This is a genomic window from Aeromonas sp. 600774, assembly GCF_049175075.1.
Classification (GTDB): Bacteria; Pseudomonadota; Gammaproteobacteria; order Enterobacterales; family Aeromonadaceae; genus Aeromonas; species Aeromonas veronii_A.
Window position 1 is genome coordinate 696314 of the sequence record NZ_JAAKUJ010000001.1, and the last position, 20902, is coordinate 717215.

At 59.1% G+C, this 20902-nt stretch carries 18 protein-coding genes and 1 tRNA gene; 6 read left to right on the top strand and 13 right to left on the bottom strand.

The window, feature by feature from the left end; genetic code table 11:
• Positions 1–40: 40 nt before the first annotated feature.
• The gene (locus tag G5171_RS02970; RefSeq protein WP_421250320.1) at positions 41–2467 is read right to left on the bottom strand and encodes a DNA polymerase II; all 2427 of its coding nucleotides are present in this window, start codon (positions 2465–2467) and stop codon (positions 41–43) included.
• A 166-nt stretch (positions 2468–2633) separates the two neighbouring features.
• Between G5171_RS02970 and G5171_RS02975 the strand changes: the two genes are divergently transcribed.
• Both G5171_RS02975 and G5171_RS02980 read left to right on the top strand, forming a co-directional pair.
• On the top strand, positions 2634–3128 hold the full coding sequence (locus G5171_RS02975; protein ID WP_421212381.1) for a prolyl-tRNA synthetase associated domain-containing protein: 495 nt from the start codon (positions 2634–2636) through the stop codon (positions 3126–3128).
• A 263-nt stretch (positions 3129–3391) separates the two neighbouring features.
• Positions 3392–4642: a GGDEF domain-containing protein gene (locus G5171_RS02980; RefSeq protein WP_421259797.1), complete on the top strand. Its 1251-nt coding sequence runs from the start codon at positions 3392–3394 to the stop codon at positions 4640–4642.
• A gap of 125 nt (positions 4643–4767) precedes the next feature.
• Here G5171_RS02980 and G5171_RS02985 read toward each other — a convergent pair whose 3' ends face one another.
• From G5171_RS02985 to G5171_RS03000, 4 genes are all read right to left on the bottom strand, one after another.
• Positions 4768–5628, bottom strand: a complete 861-nt coding sequence (locus G5171_RS02985; protein ID WP_005346020.1) for a PA4780 family RIO1-like protein kinase — start codon at positions 5626–5628, stop codon at positions 4768–4770.
• A 195-nt stretch (positions 5629–5823) separates the two neighbouring features.
• Positions 5824–6819 carry a lauroyl-Kdo(2)-lipid IV(A) myristoyltransferase gene (locus G5171_RS02990; RefSeq protein WP_337073820.1) on the bottom strand — a complete coding sequence of 332 codons (996 nt, stop codon included), beginning with the start codon at positions 6817–6819 and terminating at the stop codon, positions 5824–5826.
• A 149-nt stretch (positions 6820–6968) separates the two neighbouring features.
• Complete coding sequence (gene lpxM / locus G5171_RS02995) at positions 6969–7958, bottom strand: lauroyl-Kdo(2)-lipid IV(A) myristoyltransferase (RefSeq protein ID WP_337073821.1); 990 nt, start codon at positions 7956–7958, stop codon at positions 6969–6971.
• A gap of 255 nt (positions 7959–8213) precedes the next feature.
• Positions 8214–9206: a TDT family transporter gene (locus G5171_RS03000; RefSeq protein ID WP_216978873.1), complete on the bottom strand. Its 993-nt coding sequence runs from the start codon at positions 9204–9206 to the stop codon at positions 8214–8216.
• A gap of 102 nt (positions 9207–9308) precedes the next feature.
• On the opposite strand from G5171_RS03000, the gene G5171_RS03005 reads away from it, so the two are divergent.
• Positions 9309–10214: a LysR substrate-binding domain-containing protein gene (locus G5171_RS03005; protein WP_335840825.1), complete on the top strand. Its 906-nt coding sequence runs from the start codon at positions 9309–9311 to the stop codon at positions 10212–10214.
• 96 nt (positions 10215–10310) lie between these two features.
• On the opposite strand, the gene nfo is transcribed toward G5171_RS03005, so the two are convergent.
• The 5 genes from nfo to G5171_RS03030 form a co-directional block, all read right to left on the bottom strand.
• Positions 10311–11153: a deoxyribonuclease IV gene (nfo, locus tag G5171_RS03010; RefSeq protein WP_216978875.1), complete on the bottom strand. Its 843-nt coding sequence runs from the start codon at positions 11151–11153 to the stop codon at positions 10311–10313.
• A 320-nt stretch (positions 11154–11473) separates the two neighbouring features.
• A complete protein-coding gene (locus tag G5171_RS03015; RefSeq protein ID WP_041210739.1) occupies positions 11474–11803 on the bottom strand; it encodes a YbaB/EbfC family nucleoid-associated protein in 330 nt (109 codons plus the stop codon).
• 114 nt (positions 11804–11917) lie between these two features.
• Entirely contained in the window at positions 11918–14497 is a 2580-nt protein-coding gene (dnaX, locus tag G5171_RS03020) for a DNA polymerase III subunit gamma/tau (protein ID WP_421259798.1), read from the bottom strand.
• A gap of 172 nt (positions 14498–14669) precedes the next feature.
• The gene (gene apt, locus G5171_RS03025) at positions 14670–15215 is read right to left on the bottom strand and encodes an adenine phosphoribosyltransferase (RefSeq protein WP_005352403.1); all 546 of its coding nucleotides are present in this window, start codon (positions 15213–15215) and stop codon (positions 14670–14672) included.
• Between the two features lie 134 nt (positions 15216–15349).
• On the bottom strand, positions 15350–15727 hold the full coding sequence (locus tag G5171_RS03030; RefSeq protein ID WP_216978877.1) for a YbaN family protein: 378 nt from the start codon (positions 15725–15727) through the stop codon (positions 15350–15352).
• A 218-nt stretch (positions 15728–15945) separates the two neighbouring features.
• On the opposite strand from G5171_RS03030, the gene dusC reads away from it, so the two are divergent.
• The 3 genes from dusC to G5171_RS03045 all read left to right on the top strand — a co-directional run bounded on the left by dusC (position 15946) and on the right by G5171_RS03045 (position 18222).
• Complete coding sequence (dusC, locus tag G5171_RS03035) at positions 15946–16890, top strand: tRNA dihydrouridine(16) synthase DusC (RefSeq protein WP_421259799.1); 945 nt, start codon at positions 15946–15948, stop codon at positions 16888–16890.
• A 97-nt stretch (positions 16891–16987) separates the two neighbouring features.
• Positions 16988–17356, top strand: a complete 369-nt coding sequence (locus G5171_RS03040) for a TraR/DksA family transcriptional regulator (RefSeq protein ID WP_421250042.1) — start codon at positions 16988–16990, stop codon at positions 17354–17356.
• A 158-nt stretch (positions 17357–17514) separates the two neighbouring features.
• On the top strand, positions 17515–18222 hold the full coding sequence (locus tag G5171_RS03045) for a substrate-binding periplasmic protein (protein WP_232307774.1): 708 nt from the start codon (positions 17515–17517) through the stop codon (positions 18220–18222).
• 74 nt (positions 18223–18296) lie between these two features.
• Here G5171_RS03045 and yjjG read toward each other — a convergent pair whose 3' ends face one another.
• From yjjG to G5171_RS03060, 3 genes are all read right to left on the bottom strand, one after another.
• Entirely contained in the window at positions 18297–18980 is a 684-nt protein-coding gene (gene yjjG, locus G5171_RS03050; protein WP_236348757.1) for a pyrimidine 5'-nucleotidase, read from the bottom strand.
• Between the two features lie 22 nt (positions 18981–19002).
• Positions 19003–20493: a M17 family metallopeptidase gene (locus G5171_RS03055; protein WP_421250041.1), complete on the bottom strand. Its 1491-nt coding sequence runs from the start codon at positions 20491–20493 to the stop codon at positions 19003–19005.
• A gap of 171 nt (positions 20494–20664) precedes the next feature.
• A tRNA-Met gene (locus G5171_RS03060) sits at positions 20665–20741 on the bottom strand.
• Between the last annotated feature and the right edge of the window lie 161 nt (positions 20742–20902).

Genomic DNA, 20902 nt, shown 5'->3' on the forward strand with positions numbered 1-20902 from the left:
ATACAGCATTCATGGGAAGTAAAGTGCCATCTTGCACCAATCAGAAAAGATCCAGCTGCTGACCACAGATCCGGTCGAACGACTCGCCGATAAAGGGCAGAATGGCATCGGCAATGGGCCGCAACTGCTTGTCTATGTAGTGTTCGTAATCGATGGCGCTGCGCCGGTACTCCAGCGGTTCGGGGCCATTGAGGGTCATCAGATAGGCGATGGAGCCCCGATGCTGATAACGCAGGGGCAAACCGCGACGCAGGTTCTCCTCATCGGCCAGCCGCGCCGCCCGCACATGGGGTGGCACGTTCTTCTGATACTCCTCGAGCTTCTGGCGCAGCCGTTTGCGGTAGATGAGCAGATCGTCGTGACGACCGGCGCGAGTCTCATCCACCATGGTGCGCACATAGCCGCTGGGATCTTCATCGTGAAACACCAGCTCATAGAGGCGGGTCTGGAATTGCTTGGCCAGCATGGTCCAGTCGGTACGCACCGATTCGAGCCCCTTGAACACCAGCTGTTCACTCCCCTCGCTGGCCTTGCCAACCAGCCCCGCATAGCGCTTCTTGCTGCCCTTCTCCAAGCCGCGGATGGTGGGCATCAGAAAGCGGCGGTAGTGGGTCTCGTACTGGATCTCCAGATAGCTCGGCAGATCGAACTCGCGCTTGATCAGTGCAGCCCAGTTATCGTTGATCATTTGCGCCAGTCGCTGGCCGATCTCGTCCGCCTCATCGGGGCTGGTCTCGCGCCCCAGATGAACGAAAGTGGAGTCGGTATCGCCATAGATCACCTCGAACCCCTTCGCCTCAATCCACTCGCGGGTCTGCTGCATGATGCTGTGGCCACGCAGGGTGATAGATGAGGCAAGGCGCGGATCATAGAAACGGCAGCCCCCCGACCCCAGCACGCCGTAGAAAGAATTCATGATGATCTTGATGGCCTGGGAGAGCGCCTTGTTGCTGGCGGCCTTGGCCCGATCCCGCGCCGCCCACAAGGTAGCGATGAGCTCCGGCAAGAAGTGCCGCTCGCGGGAGAACATGGCGCCGCGAAAGCCCGGAATAGCGTGCTCGGGATGCTGCAGCCCCTCGATGAGCCCCATGGGGTCGATGCAGAAGGTGCGGATGATGCTGGGATAGAGGCTCTTGAAATCGAGTACCAGCACATGGCGATAGAGACCGGGTTTGGAGTCCATCACATAGCCACCTGGGCTTGCGAGCCCACCGTCGGCTGGCAGATTGGGGGCCACGTATCCGCCGCGATGGAGCCGCGGCAGATAGAGGTTGGTAAAGGCCGCCACCGAGCCCCCCACCCTGTCCAGCTCCAGGCCGGTGAGAGAGGCGCGTTCAATGGCAAACGGGATGAGGTGGCAGAAATCGAAGATCTCCCACACCAGCTTGCAATCTTCCAGGTTGTAGCGGGCCAGCGCCTCCTTGTCGGAGTGGAACAGTTCGGTGATCTTCTCCCCCCGATTGGCCACATCTTCGATATCCTTGCCACGGCCGAGCAGTTCGCTCGCCACCGCATCCAGGCTATAGCTGGCAAACTGCCAGGTGGCGCTTTTCAGGGTATCGATGCCATCGAGCACCATGCGCCCGGGGATAATGACGTTGCCAGTCTGGGGATCGCCCCGTGACGAGCGCCAGAAGCAGAGCTCGCGCCCCCGCCCGAGCCGCAGCCGCCGCTTGTTAAGCTCGGCGCGGCGTAGCAGCAGGCGAAAGTCAAAATTGACCACGTTCCAACCAATCACCAGGTCGGGGTCATGCAGGCTGAACCAGCTCTCCAGCGCACTCAGCAAGGCGCTCTCGTCCTCTACCCACTGGACCTGAGTGCCCCAGCTCTCGGCATCCGCTTCCGGGGTGCCGATCATGATGACCCGCGCATCCTGTTCACTGTAAAGGCCGACCGAGAAGAGGGCACCGTCCATGGCGCACTCCACGTCGAGGGACACCCAGGAGAGGGTTGGCGTCACCGCCTGCGGCGCGCAGCGCGCCTCGTTCACCTCCCAGTAGCCCTGCTTGCCTCCCTTCTTCACCGCCCGGCCATCGAAACGCACACCAGCTGTGATGAAACGCTCCATCAGAAACCGCTCCGGCAGCCGGATATCCGCCTCAAAGTGCTCCAGCCCGCGAATAAGCAGCAGCTCGATGGCGCGGTGAAAGGCACTCAGGGTGGCGAAATAGCAGCCCACCACAGGGCGGCCATCGAAAGTGTGCATCGGCAGGCGGCGAAACCGCCCGCTCACCCCGGCCCCTTTGAATAGCTCGGCGGCTTCTGCCATATGGCTCTGTGGCAAAAAGAACACCGGCTCCTGCCCCAGCACCACCACCCGCACCGGCCCCTGCGCGCTCCAGAGCCACATCACGATTTCGGTGGTTGCAGCCTGCCCGTTGCGACCGCGCACGTCCCGACCGTGGCGGGTCAGGATAAAACCGTCGAGGGGCGGAGTGGCGGGTACGGTGGGCTGGGTTGCAGTCATGAAGCGTAAAGGGGCTGTCCGAGAATAGCACCATTGTACGTTCATACAGTACCTGCTCGCAATCGTCACGCTGGCTGCGAGGCGGGAGTCAAACTGGTAAGCTCGATCCGGTCGTTATTCCCGCCCATCCCGTTCTGACCACTCTTCGCCGACAAAAGGAGTCTTTGTGGCAATCTATTCCCTGCTGGATCAGCTGGCTATCCCCTACCAGCGTGTTGAACATCCCCCGGTGTATACCTGTGAGGAGGCGAGCAGGCTGCTGCCCGACCTGCCCGCCGCCAAGACCAAGAACCTCTTTTTGCGCGACCCGAAAAGCGAGCGGCTGTTTCTGGTGGTGAGTCCGGAGGAGAACCGGGTCGACCTCAAGGGGCTGGCAGCCATGCTCGGGGTCAAACGGCTGAGCTTTGGCTCACCCGAGCGACTCGATGCGGTGCTCGGCCTCACCCCGGGCTCGGTGACCCTGCTCGCCATGGTGCGCGATAGGGGAAAAGCGGTAGAGCTGGTGGTAGACGAAGCCATCTGGCAGGCCGAACAGGTGCAGTGCCATCCGCTGGTCAACACCGCCACTCTGATCATCCGCCTCGACGACGTGCGCCGTCTGCTGACCCATCTGGGCAGGGAGGCCATCGTAATGCGCTTGCCTGCTGCAACCTGCGATTAACACGAGGGCTGGCGGTGGGGGCAACAGTGTCGCCAACACGGCCATATTTCTCGCAGCACAATTGCCCGATAAAACAATAAGATCTCCCTTTATCCCCTGATAAATCGAGTCAGCTGTGGCCATCGTGCAAGAAGTAGAGAGCAAACAGATTCGACCATTTAACCAATTGATCATAGGTTGAATTCATGTTGTGATCGGATCCTGCCAGCGGGCGATACCCCATCGCCCGTTCGTCCACAGGTGACTTCCCAGAGAGCCCCTTGATGCCAAGTCTGTTTTCCTCGGCCCAGTTGTTGAGTCTGGTGCTGTTTGTCACGCTGTCACATGTGGGGGTCGCCACCATTTTCGCCGCCATGTGGCACTCCCATCGCCATATCCGAGCGTTGAGCTACTGGTCTGCGGGGGAACTGGTAATCGCGGGGGCATTCAGTTGCCTGCTGCTGCGCCCCCTTGAGGGAGATGCTTCCCTTGCCAATATTCTCTGCACCAACTTGCTATTGATGACGACAATCCCGCTCTATGAAAGGGGGATGCGTCATTTCTTTCGACGTGAAGCGGACCAGCTGGGCTGGCTGCTTCCCGCCGTTACCCTCGGCGGTTTCGCCCTGTTTGCCCTGACCGCCCTGCAGCACCCCCTCTCTGATGTTCACAGCCGGATCATCGTACTCTCCGGCGTGCTCTCGCTGCAGATTGCGCTGCTTATCTGGCAGCTCTGGCGCTACCAGCGGCTGGTCCCTGTCTATCGGGTACTGCGCTTTGCCATCCTGTTGCTCGGCCTGCAACTGTTATTGCAACTGCTGCGGATCGCCAAACACCTCTGGTACCCCGAACTGGCGGCCAATACCTTCACCGACCCCCTGCTCGGGCCGGTGATACTGCTCAGCCTGCTCTTTACCATCGCCCGCAGTTATCTGCTGCTGAGCCTGGTTCATACACGCCAACAGCACGCGTTAATGCAGGCTCAGCGCAAACTGGAGCTGCGCGCCAATCAGGATGAACTGACCGGCCTGTTCAGCCGCCACTATTTCGAACAACAAGTGGCACAGCGCGGCGGCACAACATCCCCTTGCCAGCTGCTGCTGATCGATCTGGACAACTTCAAGCAGATCAACGACCGCCACGGCCACCCCGCCGGTGATGACATGCTGCGGGCCGTGGGGCAGGTGATCGCCAATACCCTGCCTGCCGAGGGGGTGGCCGGTCGGCTTGGCGGCGATGAGCTGGCGCTGCTGCTCGCGCAGCCACTGGATCTCACTCACTACTGCCACACCCTGCAGCAACAGATCGCCGATGCGACGCGGGAGCTGGCCGGTGGCCCCATCAGCCTCAGCATCGGCCTCACCTCGCTGCATCCTGACGAGGGATTCGAGCACGCTTACCTGCGGGCCGATCGTGCGCTTTACGCCGCCAAACAGACAGGAAGGCAACGGGCCTGTGTGCAGGAGCCCCACCACAGCGAACCGCAGCCACTGCAGCCCGATCATCTTCTCTCATTAGCCCTGCTGGCCGGATAGAATAGATGTCTCCACCATATTGCCAACTCTCTGTCATGCCATCACCCCGACAGGAGTCAACCAGGCAGATAGCACAATAAAAAGAGCGCCCCGGAGGCGCTCTTTTTGCGAACGTGGCAAAACCGTTAGTAGCTGTCTTCCTGCTCAGCCTTTAGCCTGGCCTGACGTGCATAGGCCTCCTCTTCGGCGCTCTCGATCTCCTGCAGCACCGAATCGAGATCGATGGCGGCGCGGCTCTCTTCAAAGTGACCGGTCAGTTCGCTCTCGGGGGTCAGTTTGCCATCTTCAAACAGCGCCCACATCTCCTGGGCATAACGGGTCTTGAGCAGCTCGGGTGCATACATGCCGTAGTAGTTGCGCATGTTGTTGACGTCGCGCTCCAGCATCGCCTTGGCCTGGTTGTTGGCGGCGGCATCCACCACCTGGGGCAGGTCGATGATGACAGGGCCATGTTCATCCACCAGCACGTTGAACTCCGAGAGATCGCCGTGAATAAGGCCGGCGCAGAGCATCCGCACCACATAGCGGATCACCTTGTGGTGATCGATGACCGCCTGCTCGGGAGTGAGCGCCACATCGTTGAGGCGTGGCGCGACATTGCCATCCTCATCGGTGATAAGCTCCATCAAGAGGACGCCATCGAGGCAGATATAAGGCTGTGGCACCCGCACACCGGCCGCCGCCAGCTTGAACAGGGCATCGACTTCGGTGTTCTGCCACACCTCTTCATGCTGCTTGCGACCGTACTTGGAGCCCTTCTCCATGGCGCGAGCATCTCGGCTGCCCCGCACCTTGCGCCCCTCCTGATAGACCACGGCCTGCTTGAAGCTGCGCTTGGATGCCTCTTTATAAACTTTGGCGCAACGGATCTCGTCGCCGCAGCGCACCACATAGACATCGGCTTCTTTGCCGCTCATCAACCGGCTGACGACCTCATCGACCAGGCCGTCATCAACCAGAGGTTGGATTCGATTTGGAATTTTCATGGCCGCCCTTTTACCCTATTTCCGCTCTCGAAGATAGCTCCGCGCACACGCACCTGCCTATCCCTGACATAAGACACCCTGTTATCCCCTGTTTGCGCTGTTTTTGTCCACCCGTTCACCTTAAAAACCACCGGCAACAGACCACATACGAAAGATCTCGATGCCAACAAAATTGGCCCGCAAGCGGGCCAATTTTCAAGGCTCGGGCGGCAAGCCCTGACGAATACGCTGAATACCCGCTTCATAGAGTCCGTCATCCCCCTCCTGATGCTCCAGGGTTTCGAAGATCTTGAGAAACCACATGTACTGCTCGGGATGACGTGCCACCTGCATCTCCACTACCCGGTTCATGGCGTTGACGTCTGCCAGCAGATCGGCGGTGGGATAAGGGTCAAACGGCGGCTCGATCTCCAACAGATAGCACCCCTCATCCTCGTCATAGCTGGCGAAGATGGGCACCGCTCTGGCGCCAGTCAGCTTCACCAGCTTGGGCAGCGCCGGCAGGGTTGCTTTGGGGCGGCCGAAAAAGGGAACAAACACGCTCGCCTCGCGGCCGTGATCCTGATCCGGCAGATAGAAAAAACTGGCGCCAGCGCGGATCGACTTGATCGCCGGCTTGATACCGACACTGCGCTCATAGACCTTGCCCCCTTTGGCCCGCTCGCGGTTGATGTACCAGTCAAAAACCTGATCTTTCGGGCTCTTCATCATGGTGCACATCTCGATGCCCATCATGGAGAAGTAGCGACCAATCATGTCGACCGCCCAGGTATGAGGCACCACCAGGATCACCGGACGGCCTGCGGTCTGCTCCGCTTGCACATGCTCCCAGCCGCTCACCTTGACGCGGCGGGTCAGGCGAGCCTTGCTGCGCCAGCTGAGCTCGCCAAAGCCCATAAAGGTCTTGAGACCGACCCGGATCGATTTGAGCAGCAGTGCCTGCCGTGCGGCGGCGTCCAGCTCGGGAAAACAGATCCTGAGGTTGGTGTCGGCAATATAGGCCTGCTTTTTCGAGAAACGCAGCAGGGTTGGAGAGACCAGATCGGCAAAACGATCCCGCAGCCTTGCAGGAGTAAATGCCAAAAGGGAGAGCAGGCCCAGCGCGCACCAGCTGCCCCACCATTTGGGATGCAGCAGGCGAATATGAAATGAGGTATCAAATACCGGATCTAACGGGGACATGGCGGCCATCAAGTCATCAAAAACAAGCGGTTATTGTAGTTATCCTGACATTTTTTTCTACCCTGAGCAGGCTGTCCGCCGATCAGCAGGTACTGATCAGACGAGTGACCATAAAAAATGGCCCACAACGGGCCATTTCAATAAATCCGGTGTCAGGGTCAACCATGGGGCGACAATCCCTTGCGGATCCGCTGGATCCCCGCTTCGTAGAGGCCATCCGGCCCCTCCTGATCTTCACGGGTATCGAAGATCTTGAGGAACCACATGTACTGGCCCGGATGGCGCGTCAGCTGCTGTTGCACCATATCGTTCATCCGACAGGTATCGGCCATCACCTCCTCGGTGGGATAGTTGTCAAACGGCGCATCTATCTCCAACCGGTAGCAGTGGTGCTCTTCGTCATAGCAGGCGAGTAGCGGCACCGCCTTGGCGCCGCTCACCTGCACCAGACGGGGCAAAGCTGGCAGGGTCGCCTTGGGGTGGCCAAAGAAAGGGGCAAAGATGCTCTTCTCGCGGCCATGATCCTGATCCGGCAAGTAGAAGAAGCTGCGACCACTCTTGATGGTTCGGATCACCGCCTTGATCCCGGCGCTGCGCTCATAGACGCGGCAACCGTTCTTGGCTCGCGCCCGGTTGAGGTGCCAGTCAAACACCGGATTGCGCGCCCGTTTCATCATGGTGCACATCGGCACCCCACGCTGGGTGAAGCAATAACCGGCCGCATCCACCGGCCAGGTGTGGGGAACCACCAGGATCACCGGCCGACCGGCAACCCGCTCAGCCTCGATGTGTTCCCAGCCACTCACCTGCATCCGGCTCATCAGATAACGCTGACTGCGCATGGTGAACTCGCCAAATCCCAGCAAACTCTTGAGGCCGACCCGGATCGAGGTCAGCGCAATGGCATCCCGCTCTTCCGGGCTCTTGTCCGGGAAGCAGATTTCCAGGTTGGTTCTGGCGATATAGATCTGTTTTTTAGAGACGCGAAACACCAGCGGCGCCAGGGCATCGGCCAAACGATCGCGCAATCGTACCGGCACAAACGCCAGCAGCATCAATACGCCGAGGGCCAGCCAACTGAACCAGTAACGGGGATGCAGAAAACGGGTTTCAAAGGAGGAATTAAATACGGGATCTTGGGGAGACATGATTCGGGGTCAAGCAAAAAAGTTGTGCTGCATTGTAGTCATCCTGACAGGTAATACCAGTTAATTCCATGGCCAGCAGCCCGACACGAGCGCGAGGTCAAAGAACCACAAAAAAATGCCCCGCACTACGGGGCATTTTGTTCGTTACACAACCAGAGTGGTGGCTCTTGGTCCAACCATCGTATGACTGGCCGTTTATCCCGTCGCTCTCGGAGCGCACTGCTTGACCATTTTTCGATATCACATCGTCAAGCGTCAGCGATGAGCACCCTGGCGGGTAATGCCGTTATTCATTTCGGTATCACGCTGCGGCAGAAAAAACATCAGGTAACGCAGCGCCACATACCCGACGATCACGGTAGCAACCCCAAGCTCGAAGTGGGCCAGCAATCTTATCTGCTCAACGTAGTGACTCCCTTGCGCAAACCCTTCAACCAGATGGGCTACTTTGAACAGGGCAGTGGCACCGATCACCAGCGGGAAGGTGAAGGCGGCATAACCTGGCGAGAAGGGCAGACGCAGCAATTTGATGAAAGCCAGATAGATGATACCGGTCATCAGAATGGCAATCCCCAGCAGCACGGCCACCAGCAGCAGTGACGGCTCCTGGTTGACGGTCAGGTAACCGGCCAGAGAGAGGCTGGCAGGGGCAGCCAGAATGGCGATGGTCGGTTTGGCGGCATCCGGCACTTCATGACTGAAGATCAGGCGATAGAGCATCAGCGGCAGCATCAGGCCGTAGCAGATGATCCCGAACCAGAGCAGACCGTTGGCCAGCGGGGCAAACTGACCGCCCGGGAAGGCGACGTCAGCCACGATGATCCCCACCGGCGGCACGAACCAGCTCGGCACCATGTGGTGGATTTCAAACTCTTTGGCGCGATGCCAGATAAAAGTGGCCAGGAACAGCAGGTGAACTGCCACGGCAAACAGCCAGAGGGCTTCGCCCGCTTGCGGTGCAATCATACCCAGCGCTTTCGAGACCACCATGGTGCCCATGGCATAGGTCGGTACCACACTACCCACCACGGGGTGAGCGAGATCCTGCAACAGCAGGCGGGGGTGAAGCAGAAACTTGAAGGTCAGGATCACCAGCAGCACGGCCGCAATGGCGGCGCCCAGCAGCTGCATCCGGCCATCGAAGTGACCGGCATTTTCCCAACACCAACCAAGGCTGGCGATGCCCAGCGCCAAACCCGCCATAGGGGTTGGGGCGGCAGCCAGTGATTTACGGGTTCTTGCGATCATGATGACACCTTTCTATTGATGACGATGGCGATAGGATAATGGCCCCTTATCGTTTACGATATCTAAATGAATTGAATCAATCATTCAGGAAAACCAAACACAATGAAACTGACCCTGCAGCAGCTGAAAGTGTTCGCCACCATTGCCCGCTATGGCAATCTTGGCCTTGCCGCCAACGAGCTATGCCTGAGCAAGGGGGCTGTCTCCCAGTCGCTGCAGGAGCTGGAGCGCCAGCTCTCCACCCCGCTGTTTGACCGCATTCACCCCAGATTGCAGCTCAACAACGAGGGGCGCCTGCTGCAACCGGCCGCCGAAGAGCTGCTGACCCGGATGCAGGATATCGAGAACCTGTTCAGCCCCGATGCCGAGCCGAGCGGCCAGTTGCGCCTTGGTGCCAGCCAGACCATCGGCAACTACCTGCTCCCCACCCTGCTCGCCAGCAGCAAACAGGAGCTGGGGCTCCCCCCCAAGGTGACCATCAACAACACTCACCTGCTCTGTCATGCGCTGGCCAACTTCGAGCTGGATATGGCGCTGATCGAGGGGGAGAACCACCACCCCGACCTGCTCGCCGAACCTTGGCTGCAGGACGAGATGCTGGTGGTGGCCCCACCCGGTCACCCGCTTGCCAACAAGAAGGAGCTCTCCCTCTCCCGTCTGGGGGGCGAGACCTGGGTATTGCGTGAAGCGCAATCGGGCAGTCGCGAGCAATTTATCCAGCAGATCCAGCCCGAGCTGCCCCGCTGGCAACCAGGGCTTGAACTCAACACCCTGGAGGCGGTGATGCTGGCGGTGGAGAAGGGGCTTGGCATCTCCTTTATCTCCCGGCTGGCAGCCTCGGATCGCCTGGCAGATGGGCGACTGATCGCCCTGCCCCTCTCCCGTCGCTTCCCGCGCCAGCTCTCCCTTATCTGGCACAAGCAGAAGTACCACTCCACCTCCCTGCGCCACTTTATCCACTTCTGCCGAGCTCAGGTGAAGGATGCCGAGGTGAGCCACGCAGAGTAACGCCCGCTCGGAGCGCCGCTGGCCGGCCCGCCCGCCAATGACGGAAAAAGCAGAGAGGGAGCCACGGCTCCCTCTCTTTGATTCACCTGTTCGGTATCACTGCGCCAGACTGCGCAACCAGCTGATCTCCTCACCCCAGATGGACTCGTCTATAGTTTCGAGGATAAGCGGAATGCGATCGAAGCGATCATCATTCATGATGTGGTGGAATACCGCCTCCCCCAGATTGCCCTCGCGCAAGCTGTGATGGCGATCGACCCGGCTGCCGAAGGTGCACTTGGCACCGTTGATATGCATCCCCTTGAGATAGTGAAAACCCACCGTGCGGTCGAACTCGGCAAAGACGGCGGCACAGCTCTCGGCGGTGCGCAGATCGTAGCCGGCGGCAAAGGCGTGGCAGGTATCGAAACAGATCCCGACCCGGCTCTTGTCCTCCACCCCCTCGATGATGGTGGCGAGGTGCTCGAACGACCAGCCGAGATTGGTCCCCTGCCCGGCGGTGTTCTCGATCACCGCCGTTACCCCTTCACTGCGCTCCAGTGCCCAGTTGATCGACTCGCTCACCAGCTTGAGGCTGGCCGCCTCTGGGATCTGCTTGAGATGGCTACCTGGATGGAAGTTCAGATAGCAAAGCCCCAGCTGCTCACAGCGCTTCATCTCATCGAGAAACGCATCGCGGGATTTTGCCAGAGCATCGGGATCCGGGTGGCCCAGGTTGATGAGATAGCTGTCGTGGGGCAGGATCTGCTGCGGCAGAAAACCGGCCTTGTCACAGGCCGCCTTGAAGGCGCGGATGGTGGCATCCGACAAGGGGGCCGCCTGCCACTGACGCTGATTCTTGGTAAAGAGGGCAAACGCGTTGGCCCCGATGGCCTGGGCACGGGCGATGGTATTCTCCACCCCGCCGGCCGCACTGACGTGGGCTCCGATATATTTCATACAATCTCCTCAATACGGCAAGCCGCCATTATGCCGATCCCGCCCCTCCGGGCCAAACCGGGATATCCGATAGCAGGTATCGACAAATAGCGCCCCCTTCTGCGAGGCGTAGCAATTCACGACGTAATTTACCTGTGTGGTGGCCACCTCTCCCCACAAGGGGGCTGATCCATCCGGTCCATACCTGCATAGCATGCATAAAAAACGCAGCGCTATCGCACGGGCGATAACTGCTGCTTTTTGGGGTCCCTCGGACGTATCCCTTGCCATGGCCAGAATGGCTAGCGACAAGGGAGCAAGAATGCGCGGGGAAAGTCGCCTTAGAACGGCATCTTGAACCCTGGCGGCAGTTGCATGCCACCGGTCAGTTCGCCCATTTTGGTCTTATTCTGCTCTTCCACGCGGCGCACGGCATCGTTGCAAGCGGCGGCAACCAGATCTTCCAGCAGCTCCTTGTCATCTTCCATCAGGGAGGGATCGATCTCGATGCGACGGACGCTGTGGCTACCAGTCATGGTGACCTTGACCATGCCGGCACCGGCTTCACCGGTCACTTCCATCTGGGCAAGCTGCTCTTGCATCTTCTGCATACGCTCTTGCATCTGCTGGGCCTGTTTCATCAGGTTACCCATTCCACCTTTACCAAACATATGTCGTCTCTCGTCTTGAAATCCGGCATCCAGCGCCGGGCTGTGGGCTTGTCTGTCCTAGATGGGGACAGCCAAACTGCTTTTCAACCGGGAGCCAGCTCCCGGCCACGGAATTTAGCGGTTGAGGGGCTCGATGCTCTCGTGATGGAGCACGGCACCAAACCGCTGAACTAAAAACTGTACGTTGGGATCCTGCTCCAGATCCCGGGTCACCTGCTCGCGTACCCCCAGATAGAGGCGATGCTCGATCTCAAGGGGAGTCTCCTTGTCAGGCACCACACCGAGCGTTACCTCGACCTGTACCGGTTGCCCCAGCGCAGGCCCGATGATCTCGGCCAGATCGGCGCGCGCCTTGTCGCTCACCAGATGGCGCTGCTCGGGCTTGAGGGTTAGCAGGACTTTATCCCCTTCCCGCGTCATCACCGAGTTGATGGCGAGCTGGCGCAGCCGACCACCCACCTGGGTATGAGCAATCAACTCGGCCCAAGCGTCACCACAACCATTGAGCAACGAGGAGGGAATAAGGCGGGTCGCCTCCCCCTCTTGCGGCTCGCTGTCGCTCTCGAGCTCATCCCAGTCGATGGTCTCCATCACCGGCTGAGGAGGAGCAGGCTCACTCTCGAGTTGAACCTGGGGCAGTAGAGCTGGTGCCAGCGGTGCTGGTTCCTGACGAACGCTATCATGCCAAGCAGGCTGCCCCTCCAGATCCCAGGGTGGCAGATCGGTCGGCTGCGCGGGTTGGATCGCAGTAGGTGTGGTGTGATTGGATGAACTACGAACAGGATCCGGCACTGGCGAGGCCATAAAGCTCTGGCTGAGGTACTCCTCGTAATCCCCGTTATCGCTGGACTCGTCGTAGCTGTCGGTATAGAGATCCACCGGTGGCTGCTCGCCAAACTGCCCCATGGCGGAGCCACTTGGGGTTGCAGCCTGACTGATAGCAGACGACGCTGCACGCTTCGCATCTGGCGCAGGGACAGCAGCCTGACGCACAGGCACAACCGGCACCGCACGGGGCGCAGGTGCTGGCGCGCTGCTCTCTCCACGTTGGCGACTACGCAGCATATTGCGCTTGCCCAGCAGACTCTGCATGGTCGATACCGCCGAGACTGGCTCAAGCACTTCCGGAGCTGGCGCAGTCGAAGCACAATTCATCTGTACAGGCGCCATCTCTCCAGTAGCCATCTGAGCGGCGTCACTTGGTACCGAAAGTGTCGGGTTTGCAGCAGCCCTCTCTCCCCAACTCGCAGCGTCAACCGCCATGCCGCTATTCACGCCAGAGAGCGTGGCCGACTCGGCCTGATAACCCATACCGGTCGCCTCGCGCAGCAGCTCATCCTGCTGGCTGAACAGCTCGGCGGCTTGCGCCTCTTCCTCGCTGTCTGCGAGGTTGCCGGTGTCATCAGTCATCGCAGGCAGGGAAAGATCCACCACGGGCACAGCACTGGTAGCAACAGGGCTGGCTAAAGGTGCAGGCACGGCGCCGCTGATCGGTGCCAGAGCGGCCGATTCAGCGGCCTGGCGCTTTCCCGGCAAAGAGACTACCGGAGTGGCACTGCTCGTCATTGACGGGGGCAATGCGGTGAGGCTGGCAGGATGCAGGGCATCGCGCCTTGGCGAGAAGGCGAGCATCCGCAGGCAGGTCATCTCAAGCGCGGTGCGGCCATCAGGTGCCCAGGGCAGATCTTTGCGGCCACCCAGTACAATCTGGTAGCAGAGCTGCACCTCTTCCGGGCTCATCGCCTTGGCCAGTTGCAGCAGGGAATCGGCATCCGCCCCCTGCTCCTGCACGCTGGCAGGCAGCAGCTGCGCCATGGCGATGCGATGGAGCAAGCCTTCCAGCTCGGCGTGGAGCTGATCAAAATCGGGGCCCAGGGTGACGATCTCGGTGATCTTGGCCATGGTCGCGGGGGCATCTTGCCGCAAAATGGCTTCCAAAAGCTGGTGCAGATGACGGTGATCGAGCGTGCCCAGCATCGCCAGCACGCTGTCGAGGCGCACGCTGCCGTTACCGTGGGCCAACGCCTGATCGGTCAGGCTCAGGGCATCGCGCATACTGCCGTCAGCCGCTTTGGCCAGGGCCAGCAGGGCGCGCGGTTCGAAGGGTTGGCCCTCCTGATCCAGCACCCATTCGAGCTGCTTAGCGATCTGGGTCTGATCCAGACTCTTCAGATGAAACTGCAGGCAGCGCGAGAGAATGGTAATGGGCAGCTTCTGCGGATCCGTGGTGGCCAGCAGAAACTTCACATAGGGGGGCGGCTCTTCCAGGGTTTTCAGCAGCGCGTTGAAGCTGTGGCGCGACAACATGTGCACTTCGTCGATGAGATAGACCTTGAAGCGACCGCGGGCCGGACGGTACTGCACGTTGTCGAGCAGCTCGCGGGTATCTTCCACCTTGGTGCGGGACGCCGCGTCAATCTCCAGCAGGTCGACAAAGTTGCCCTGATCGATCTCGCGGCAGGTATCGCAGACGCCACACGGATGGCTGCTGATCCCCTGCTCGCAGTTGAGGCTCTTGGCCAGAATACGGGCGATGGTGGTTTTGCCGACGCCGCGGGTGCCGCTCAGCAGATAGGCGTGATGCAGCCGTCCCTGATCCAGGGCGTTGGTCAGGGCAGTCAGCACATGTTGCTGACCAACCACTTGTTCAAACGTATGGGGGCGCCATTTACGCGCCAGAACCTGATAGCTCATAAATCCATCATGCAGGGAAGACAGGGCATTGAGGCCGGATGCTAACACAAATGGCGGGCTGGCTGTATCGGCTATCGGTCAGAGCGGGAGGGATCGCTTGATTTTCAAACCGATGCCCACATAGGCATCGGTTCAACGCAGGCCCGATGCAGAGGATCGGGCCGAAGAGGCATTACTCGCCAGCCAGTTCGACCAGTGAGACCACCTTGATGCCAGCGGCAGTCAGGCGGGCATCCCCCCCCAGAGAGGGCAGGGAGATGATGAAGGCCGCATCGGCCACTTCACCACCGGCACGGCGGATCAGCTTGACGGTGGCATCGACGGTACCGCCAGTGGCGAGCAGATCGTCCACTACCAGTACCTTGTCACCGGGCACGATGGCATCGGTGTGCAGTTGCAGAGTATCGGTGCCGTACTCGAGGGCATAGGACTCCTCGATCACTTCGCGCGGCAGCTTGCCCGGCTTGCGGACCGGCACAAAGCCAAGTCCCATGGCGTAGGCAACCGGTGCGCCAAAGATGAAGCCGCGAGCCTCGGTACCAACAATCTTGGTGATCCCTTGATCACGATAATGATTGGCCAGCAGATCGATGGTGGCCTTGAAGGCCTCGGCGTTCTCGATCAGGCTGGTAATGTCACGAAACAGAATGCCCGGCTTCGGATAGTCGGGAATGGTCTTGATGCTCGCTTCGATAAATTTCAGGGTTTCCGGATTCATGGTTTGACCGTTTGTTTTTCGACCCAGGATGGCCGTTTTATCTTAGTCTTCCCGCCAGCGGGAAATAAAAAAGCCTGTCACGCAAGAATGACAGGCCGACTCCATAGCATTATTGCCGCAATAGCTTAGGGACTTCACTTCTCCATTGCAACTGGCTCCAGGACCGGCAGACGCATTAACCAGGTGAGCAGGATCACCATTATGAAAAGCAGCAGCCCCCTGACCCATAACAACGGCACCACCGCCAGCGACACCGAGAAGGTGAGCAGAATGAAGATAATTGCGCGCCGCCGTGCATGACGGCGAATACCGCGATACTGCTGCCAGTCTGCGATGGGTGGGCCAAACCAGGGATGGGCCAGCAGCCAGTGGTGAAAACGGGGGGACGAGCGGGCAAATAGCGCCGCCGCCAGCAGCATGAAGGGCGTGGTCGGCAACAGGGGCAGCACTATGCCGATGATGCCAGTTACGAATGCCAGCCAGCCCAACCCCATCAAACACCAACGTTTCATCGCAGCCCCTCTTGCATGCTCTTGCGCCATCCTAACAGGATCCGCCCCCATGTTGACAACGATTCCCATTATCACGGCAACTGATGCCCCGGATTACAGGGCTTGTGAACCAGTAATGGCCTGAACCTGCCCATTCCCATGGCGTGACGGCTGACAACCTGCCCCGTTACCACTACAATCTGCGCTCTTTTTTCTCTGTTTGTCCTTCGGAACCGGTTATGCGCGTTATTTTGGCCCCCATGCAAGGGGTGCTGGATCACCTGATGCGGGAGGTACTCACCTCCGTCAATGATTACGACCTCTGCGTGAGTGAATTTATCCGGGTGGTCGACCAACTGCTGCCCGCCAAGGTGTTCCATCGCCTCTGCCCTGAACTGCTGCAAGATGGCAAAACCCACGCAGGCACCCCGGTGCGGGTGCAATTGCTGGGGCAACATCCCCAGTGGCTGGCCGAGAACGCTGTGCGCGCCATCGAGCTCGGTTCCCCCGGGGTCGATCTCAACTTCGGCTGCCCCGCCCCCACGGTCAACAAGAGCAAGGGGGGCGCAGTGCTGCTCAAAGAGCCCGAGACCATCTACCGCATCGTCAAGGCGGTGCGGGACGCTGTGCCAACCCATCTGCCGGTGAGCGCCAAAATTCGGCTCGGTTACGATGACAAGGATCTTTACCTGGAGAACGCCCAAGCGGTCTACCAGGGAGGTGCCAACGAGCTGGCCGTCCATGCCCGCACCAAGCGCGAAGGGTACAAGGCCCCCGCCCACTGGGAGTATGTGGACGCCATTCGCCGCGCCCTGCCCATCCCCGTCACCGCCAACGGCGAGATTTGGGATCATCAGGATGCCCTCGCCTGCGCCCGCGTTTCCGGCTGCGATGCCCTGATGGTCGGGCGCGGCGCCATCTCTCTGCCCAATCTGGCCAACGTGATGAAAACCGGCTGCCCGCACATGAGCTGGGCCGAGGTGCTGCAGCTGATGGTGAGCTACACCGAGCAGGATCTGGCCAGCGAAAAAGCCGACTACTACCCCAGCCGTATCAAGCAGTGGTTCAGCTATCTCAAGCGGGAATATCCCGAAGCGGACCTGCTGTTTCAAGAGATCAGGGTACTCAAAGAGACCGACCCCATCCGCGATGCCCTGCTGCAAGCGGCCAAAAGCCACGGCTAACCACGTTTAACTTGACGCATGTCATCTTGATAGAGTTATCGGATCCCTATACTGCCCCGAAACTGCTGTCTGTCCTGTGGGGGATAATGTGTGTGAAATGACGCAAGCACAGCTGGCTGTCTGGCGTAATCGCCTGCTGTCCGACTGGGCCCAAGAACGAGAAACGCTGATCGGTCAGCTCAAAGCCTGCCGCCGTGATGAATGGGCCGAACAGGTCGGTCACTGCGAGCAGGATCAACTTGTAGAACTGACCAGTCGGCTTGATCTGCCGAAGGTAGAGCAGAGCGTGGCCCGCCTCAAGCGGATCGATGCAGCACTCTGCCAGATGGATCTCGGCCTCTACGGCCTCTGCTCCGATTGTGAAGAGCCGCTGGCCACTGAACAGCTGGAACAGGATCCGACCCTGCAACGCTGCCCGCGCTGCGAAGCCCGTTATCGCAAAGGATTCCACGCCCACGAGCTCTGAAAGATGCACCTGCCGGTGCATCCTCTCTTTACCGTATAACTGGTGACACTCCCATTCCTGTCCAATACTCGACTATATGAGCCGGTTCGAGGGGATGAGTCGTGTACAGACTCTTGTTGTTATGGTGTTTATGCTGCCAGGTTAATGCACAGGAGTCTTTGGTCGTTGGCTGGAGCAACTGGCAACCGTTCAGCTATCGCAACGAACAACATCAGTTGCAAGGGTTGGATATCGAACTGCTCAACGCCATCCTGCAGCGGGCTGACTATCAACCCCGTTTCATTGAAATGCCATGGACCCGGGTACTGCACGAATTAGAATTTGGCACGGTACAACTGGCCATGTCAGCCAACATCACCATCGAACGGCAGCAATATGCCCGCTTCAGCCACCCCTATCGGGAAGAGGAAACGGTCATCATCATCCGCAAAGAGGATGAACCGCGCTGGCGCAAGATCACGACTCTGGAGCAGCTGATCAACACTCCCGATTTTCATATCGGCCTGCTCAAGGGGTTTGACTACGGTGAGGCGTTCCGCCGCCTTGTCGCCGACCCCAAAGTTCAACCTCGGCTGCAGGAACGGTTCACGTTGGAGCAACTGCTCAAGATGCTCAATGGCGGGCGGATCCAGGGGTTTATCCTCGACCCGAACAGCTTGCAAGAGTGGAAAGATCAGGGCATTACCTTGAAACAGCTCCATATCCTGCTTCGTATCGAGCGCACCCCGGTCCATCTTATGCTCAGCAAAAAGAGCACATCGCAAGCACAGCTGGATCGACTCAATCAGGCGATTGACCAACTCAAGCAAAGTCCAGAATATCAACAGATCCTGACCCGCTACACCCATACCTCGCTCGCAGAATAACAACAGGAGAGCCGATGGCTCTCCTGTTCTCTAAGCAGGTTCCTTTCAACGGCACATCATGCACAACTTAATCTTCACTCCTGACCGAGCACGATGTCAGTTAGATGGGAGAAGTGATGGATCTCGTGGGTGGCATCACATTCGTCACCCTGCTTGCGCGGGTTATACCAACAGGTAGCAAGCCCCTGTGCAGCCGCACCGGCAATATCGGTCTTGGGATTGTCACCCACCATCAGCACTCTGGCAGGATCCGGAGCCCCCATCAGCGAGAGGGTGTGCTGGAAAATGGCTGGCGCTGGTTTGGTCACCCGGATCTCGTCGGAGATCACCAGCGGCTCGAACCATTCGCTCCAACCCAGTTTACCGAGCCGTCCCCGCTGGGGAACGCTGAAGCCATTGGTGATGATCCCCATCTTCACCTTATCCTTCAGCTGCTGCAGCGTCTCCACCACTCCCTCAAGGGGCATACTCAAAGCCACAATCTGCGCCAGAAAGGTGTTGTTCATTACCATCGGGTCAACATTGACTTGCTCTGCAAAGCGGGAAAAACGGGTCTCTTGCAACGCAGTAGCGTCTATCTCACCATTGTTGTACTGCTGCCACAGGCCGTGGTTGAGAGTGTGATAGGCGGCCATGCCAGCCTCATCCACTTCTACGCCATAGAAGCAGAGGGTCTGCTCCAGCGCCTGTGTCACCGGGAAATCGAGCAGGGTTTCATCCAAATCGAACAGCACCCAGTCATAGCTTGGTTGTTTCACAGAAATCCTTGTATCAGTTAGATTATTCGCAAGCTGAATGTCCCACTCGACCCAGTGGGCCAGCCAGCAGATCCAGCGTGAGCCGCACACCAAAACCGGTTACTTCACTGGATACCACCCCGTTCCCACCCTTATTGCGAAAACCGCTCAGATCAAAATGTAGCCAGGGGGTCTGCTCGGGCACGAAGTGAGCTAGAAAGCGGGCGGCATCGATATGATCCGGCGAGCTACCTGGTGCACACTGCAACAGATCGGCCCACTCGCTCTCGATGTTGTCATCGTAATCCTCATCGAGCGGGAAGGGCCAAACTCGCTCGCCACTGTGCTGACCCAGCTTGACCAGTGATGCCAGCCATTCACTGCGATTGGTAAAGACGCCACTATAGCGGCTGCCCAGCGCCCGCTTGCACGCCCCGGTCAGGGTCGCATAATCGATCAGCAGATCAGGGGTATCCTGCGCCGCCATTACCAGGGTATCGGCCAGCACCATTCGCCCTTCAGCATCGGTATCAACCACCTCTATGGAGATGCCATTGATGGCGGTCACCACTTCACCTGGACGATAGGCGTGAGGGCCGATATGGTTCTCGGCAATGGCCAGCCAGCAGTGCACCTCGTAGGGTAATTGAGCACGGCTGATGGCGTAGAGAGCACCCAGCGCCACTGCGCTACCCCCCATATCGAGATGCATGCCATACATGCTGCCGGAAACTTTGAGGTTATAGCCCCCGGAGTCATGGCAGATCCCCTTGCCCACCAGCGCAATACGGCGCACCGGCTTGGGTGGGTAGTAGCTGAGCTTGACCATGGCACCCTGATTATCTTCCGAGCCACGGGCGACGGCCAAAAAGGCGCCGGCCCCCAGCTCGGCCAACTGTGCCTGATCATAGTGATGGCACTGCCAACCTTCGTCATGGGCAAGCTGGCTGACAAACTCGCGATAGCTGGCCGCCGTCAGCTCGGAGGCGGGCAACACCGCCAGATGACGGGCCAATCCATTGCCCCCCGCTTCGCTATAGATACGAGCCAGATCCAGCACCACCGCAGGAGAAACAGACAACTGCTGATAGCTCCAGACACTTCCGCTGCGGCTTTTGCTGGTCGGCAACGAAAGGTTGGCGGCCAACAGAGCGGACAACATCAATTCTGCCAGCATCACCCGCTCGGAGGGGGAAAAACCTTCCAGATGCAGCCCGAGCCGTTCAACCTTGAGCCCGGAAAGAGGGGCTATCCAGCCTCTGACCTGCTTATAAAGACGGTGATCCCGCGTCACATTGCCAGCCACAAATATGACCAGCAACAGGGTGGAACCATGCATCAGGGTGAAGGGTGCTTTTTGCCCAAGCGCCAACTGGGTGTTGATCCCCGACAGGGCTGGTAACGACAGTAATGCCTCCTTCTGCTCTTCGGCGATCAGCAGCAGTTGCAACGGCAGTCCCTGGGCAAGGGCTTCGGCCAGCGTGGCATCCCGGCTTTCAATAGCAGGAGGAAGATAAGTGAAGGGTGTGATCACAGGCGAGAGCCTCATCCATGAAGAGATACCTGATGATACCCAACAAATGGTTGATACGACCAGTTTTGGTCTTGAAAAAGCGTCAGAAATAGCAGCAATCACCAGATGGTGACGAGCATCAAGAAGGATTGTTCAATGATTGGCAATGCAGGAAGGTAACGTTCAGAGAGTTGGTTGCGGGGGCCGGATTTGAACCGACGACCTTCGGGTTATGAGCCCGACGAGCTACCGAGCTGCTCCACCCCGCGTCCGAATTGTCACCCTCAAGCCGAGCAGTAGCTTGATGGCGTTTGTATACTTTCGATTGTTTACACAATCGCAAGCTGACGAAAAGTTGGTTGCGGGGGCCGGATTTGAACCGACGACCTTCGGGTTATGAGCCCGACGAGCTACCGAGCTGCTCCACCCC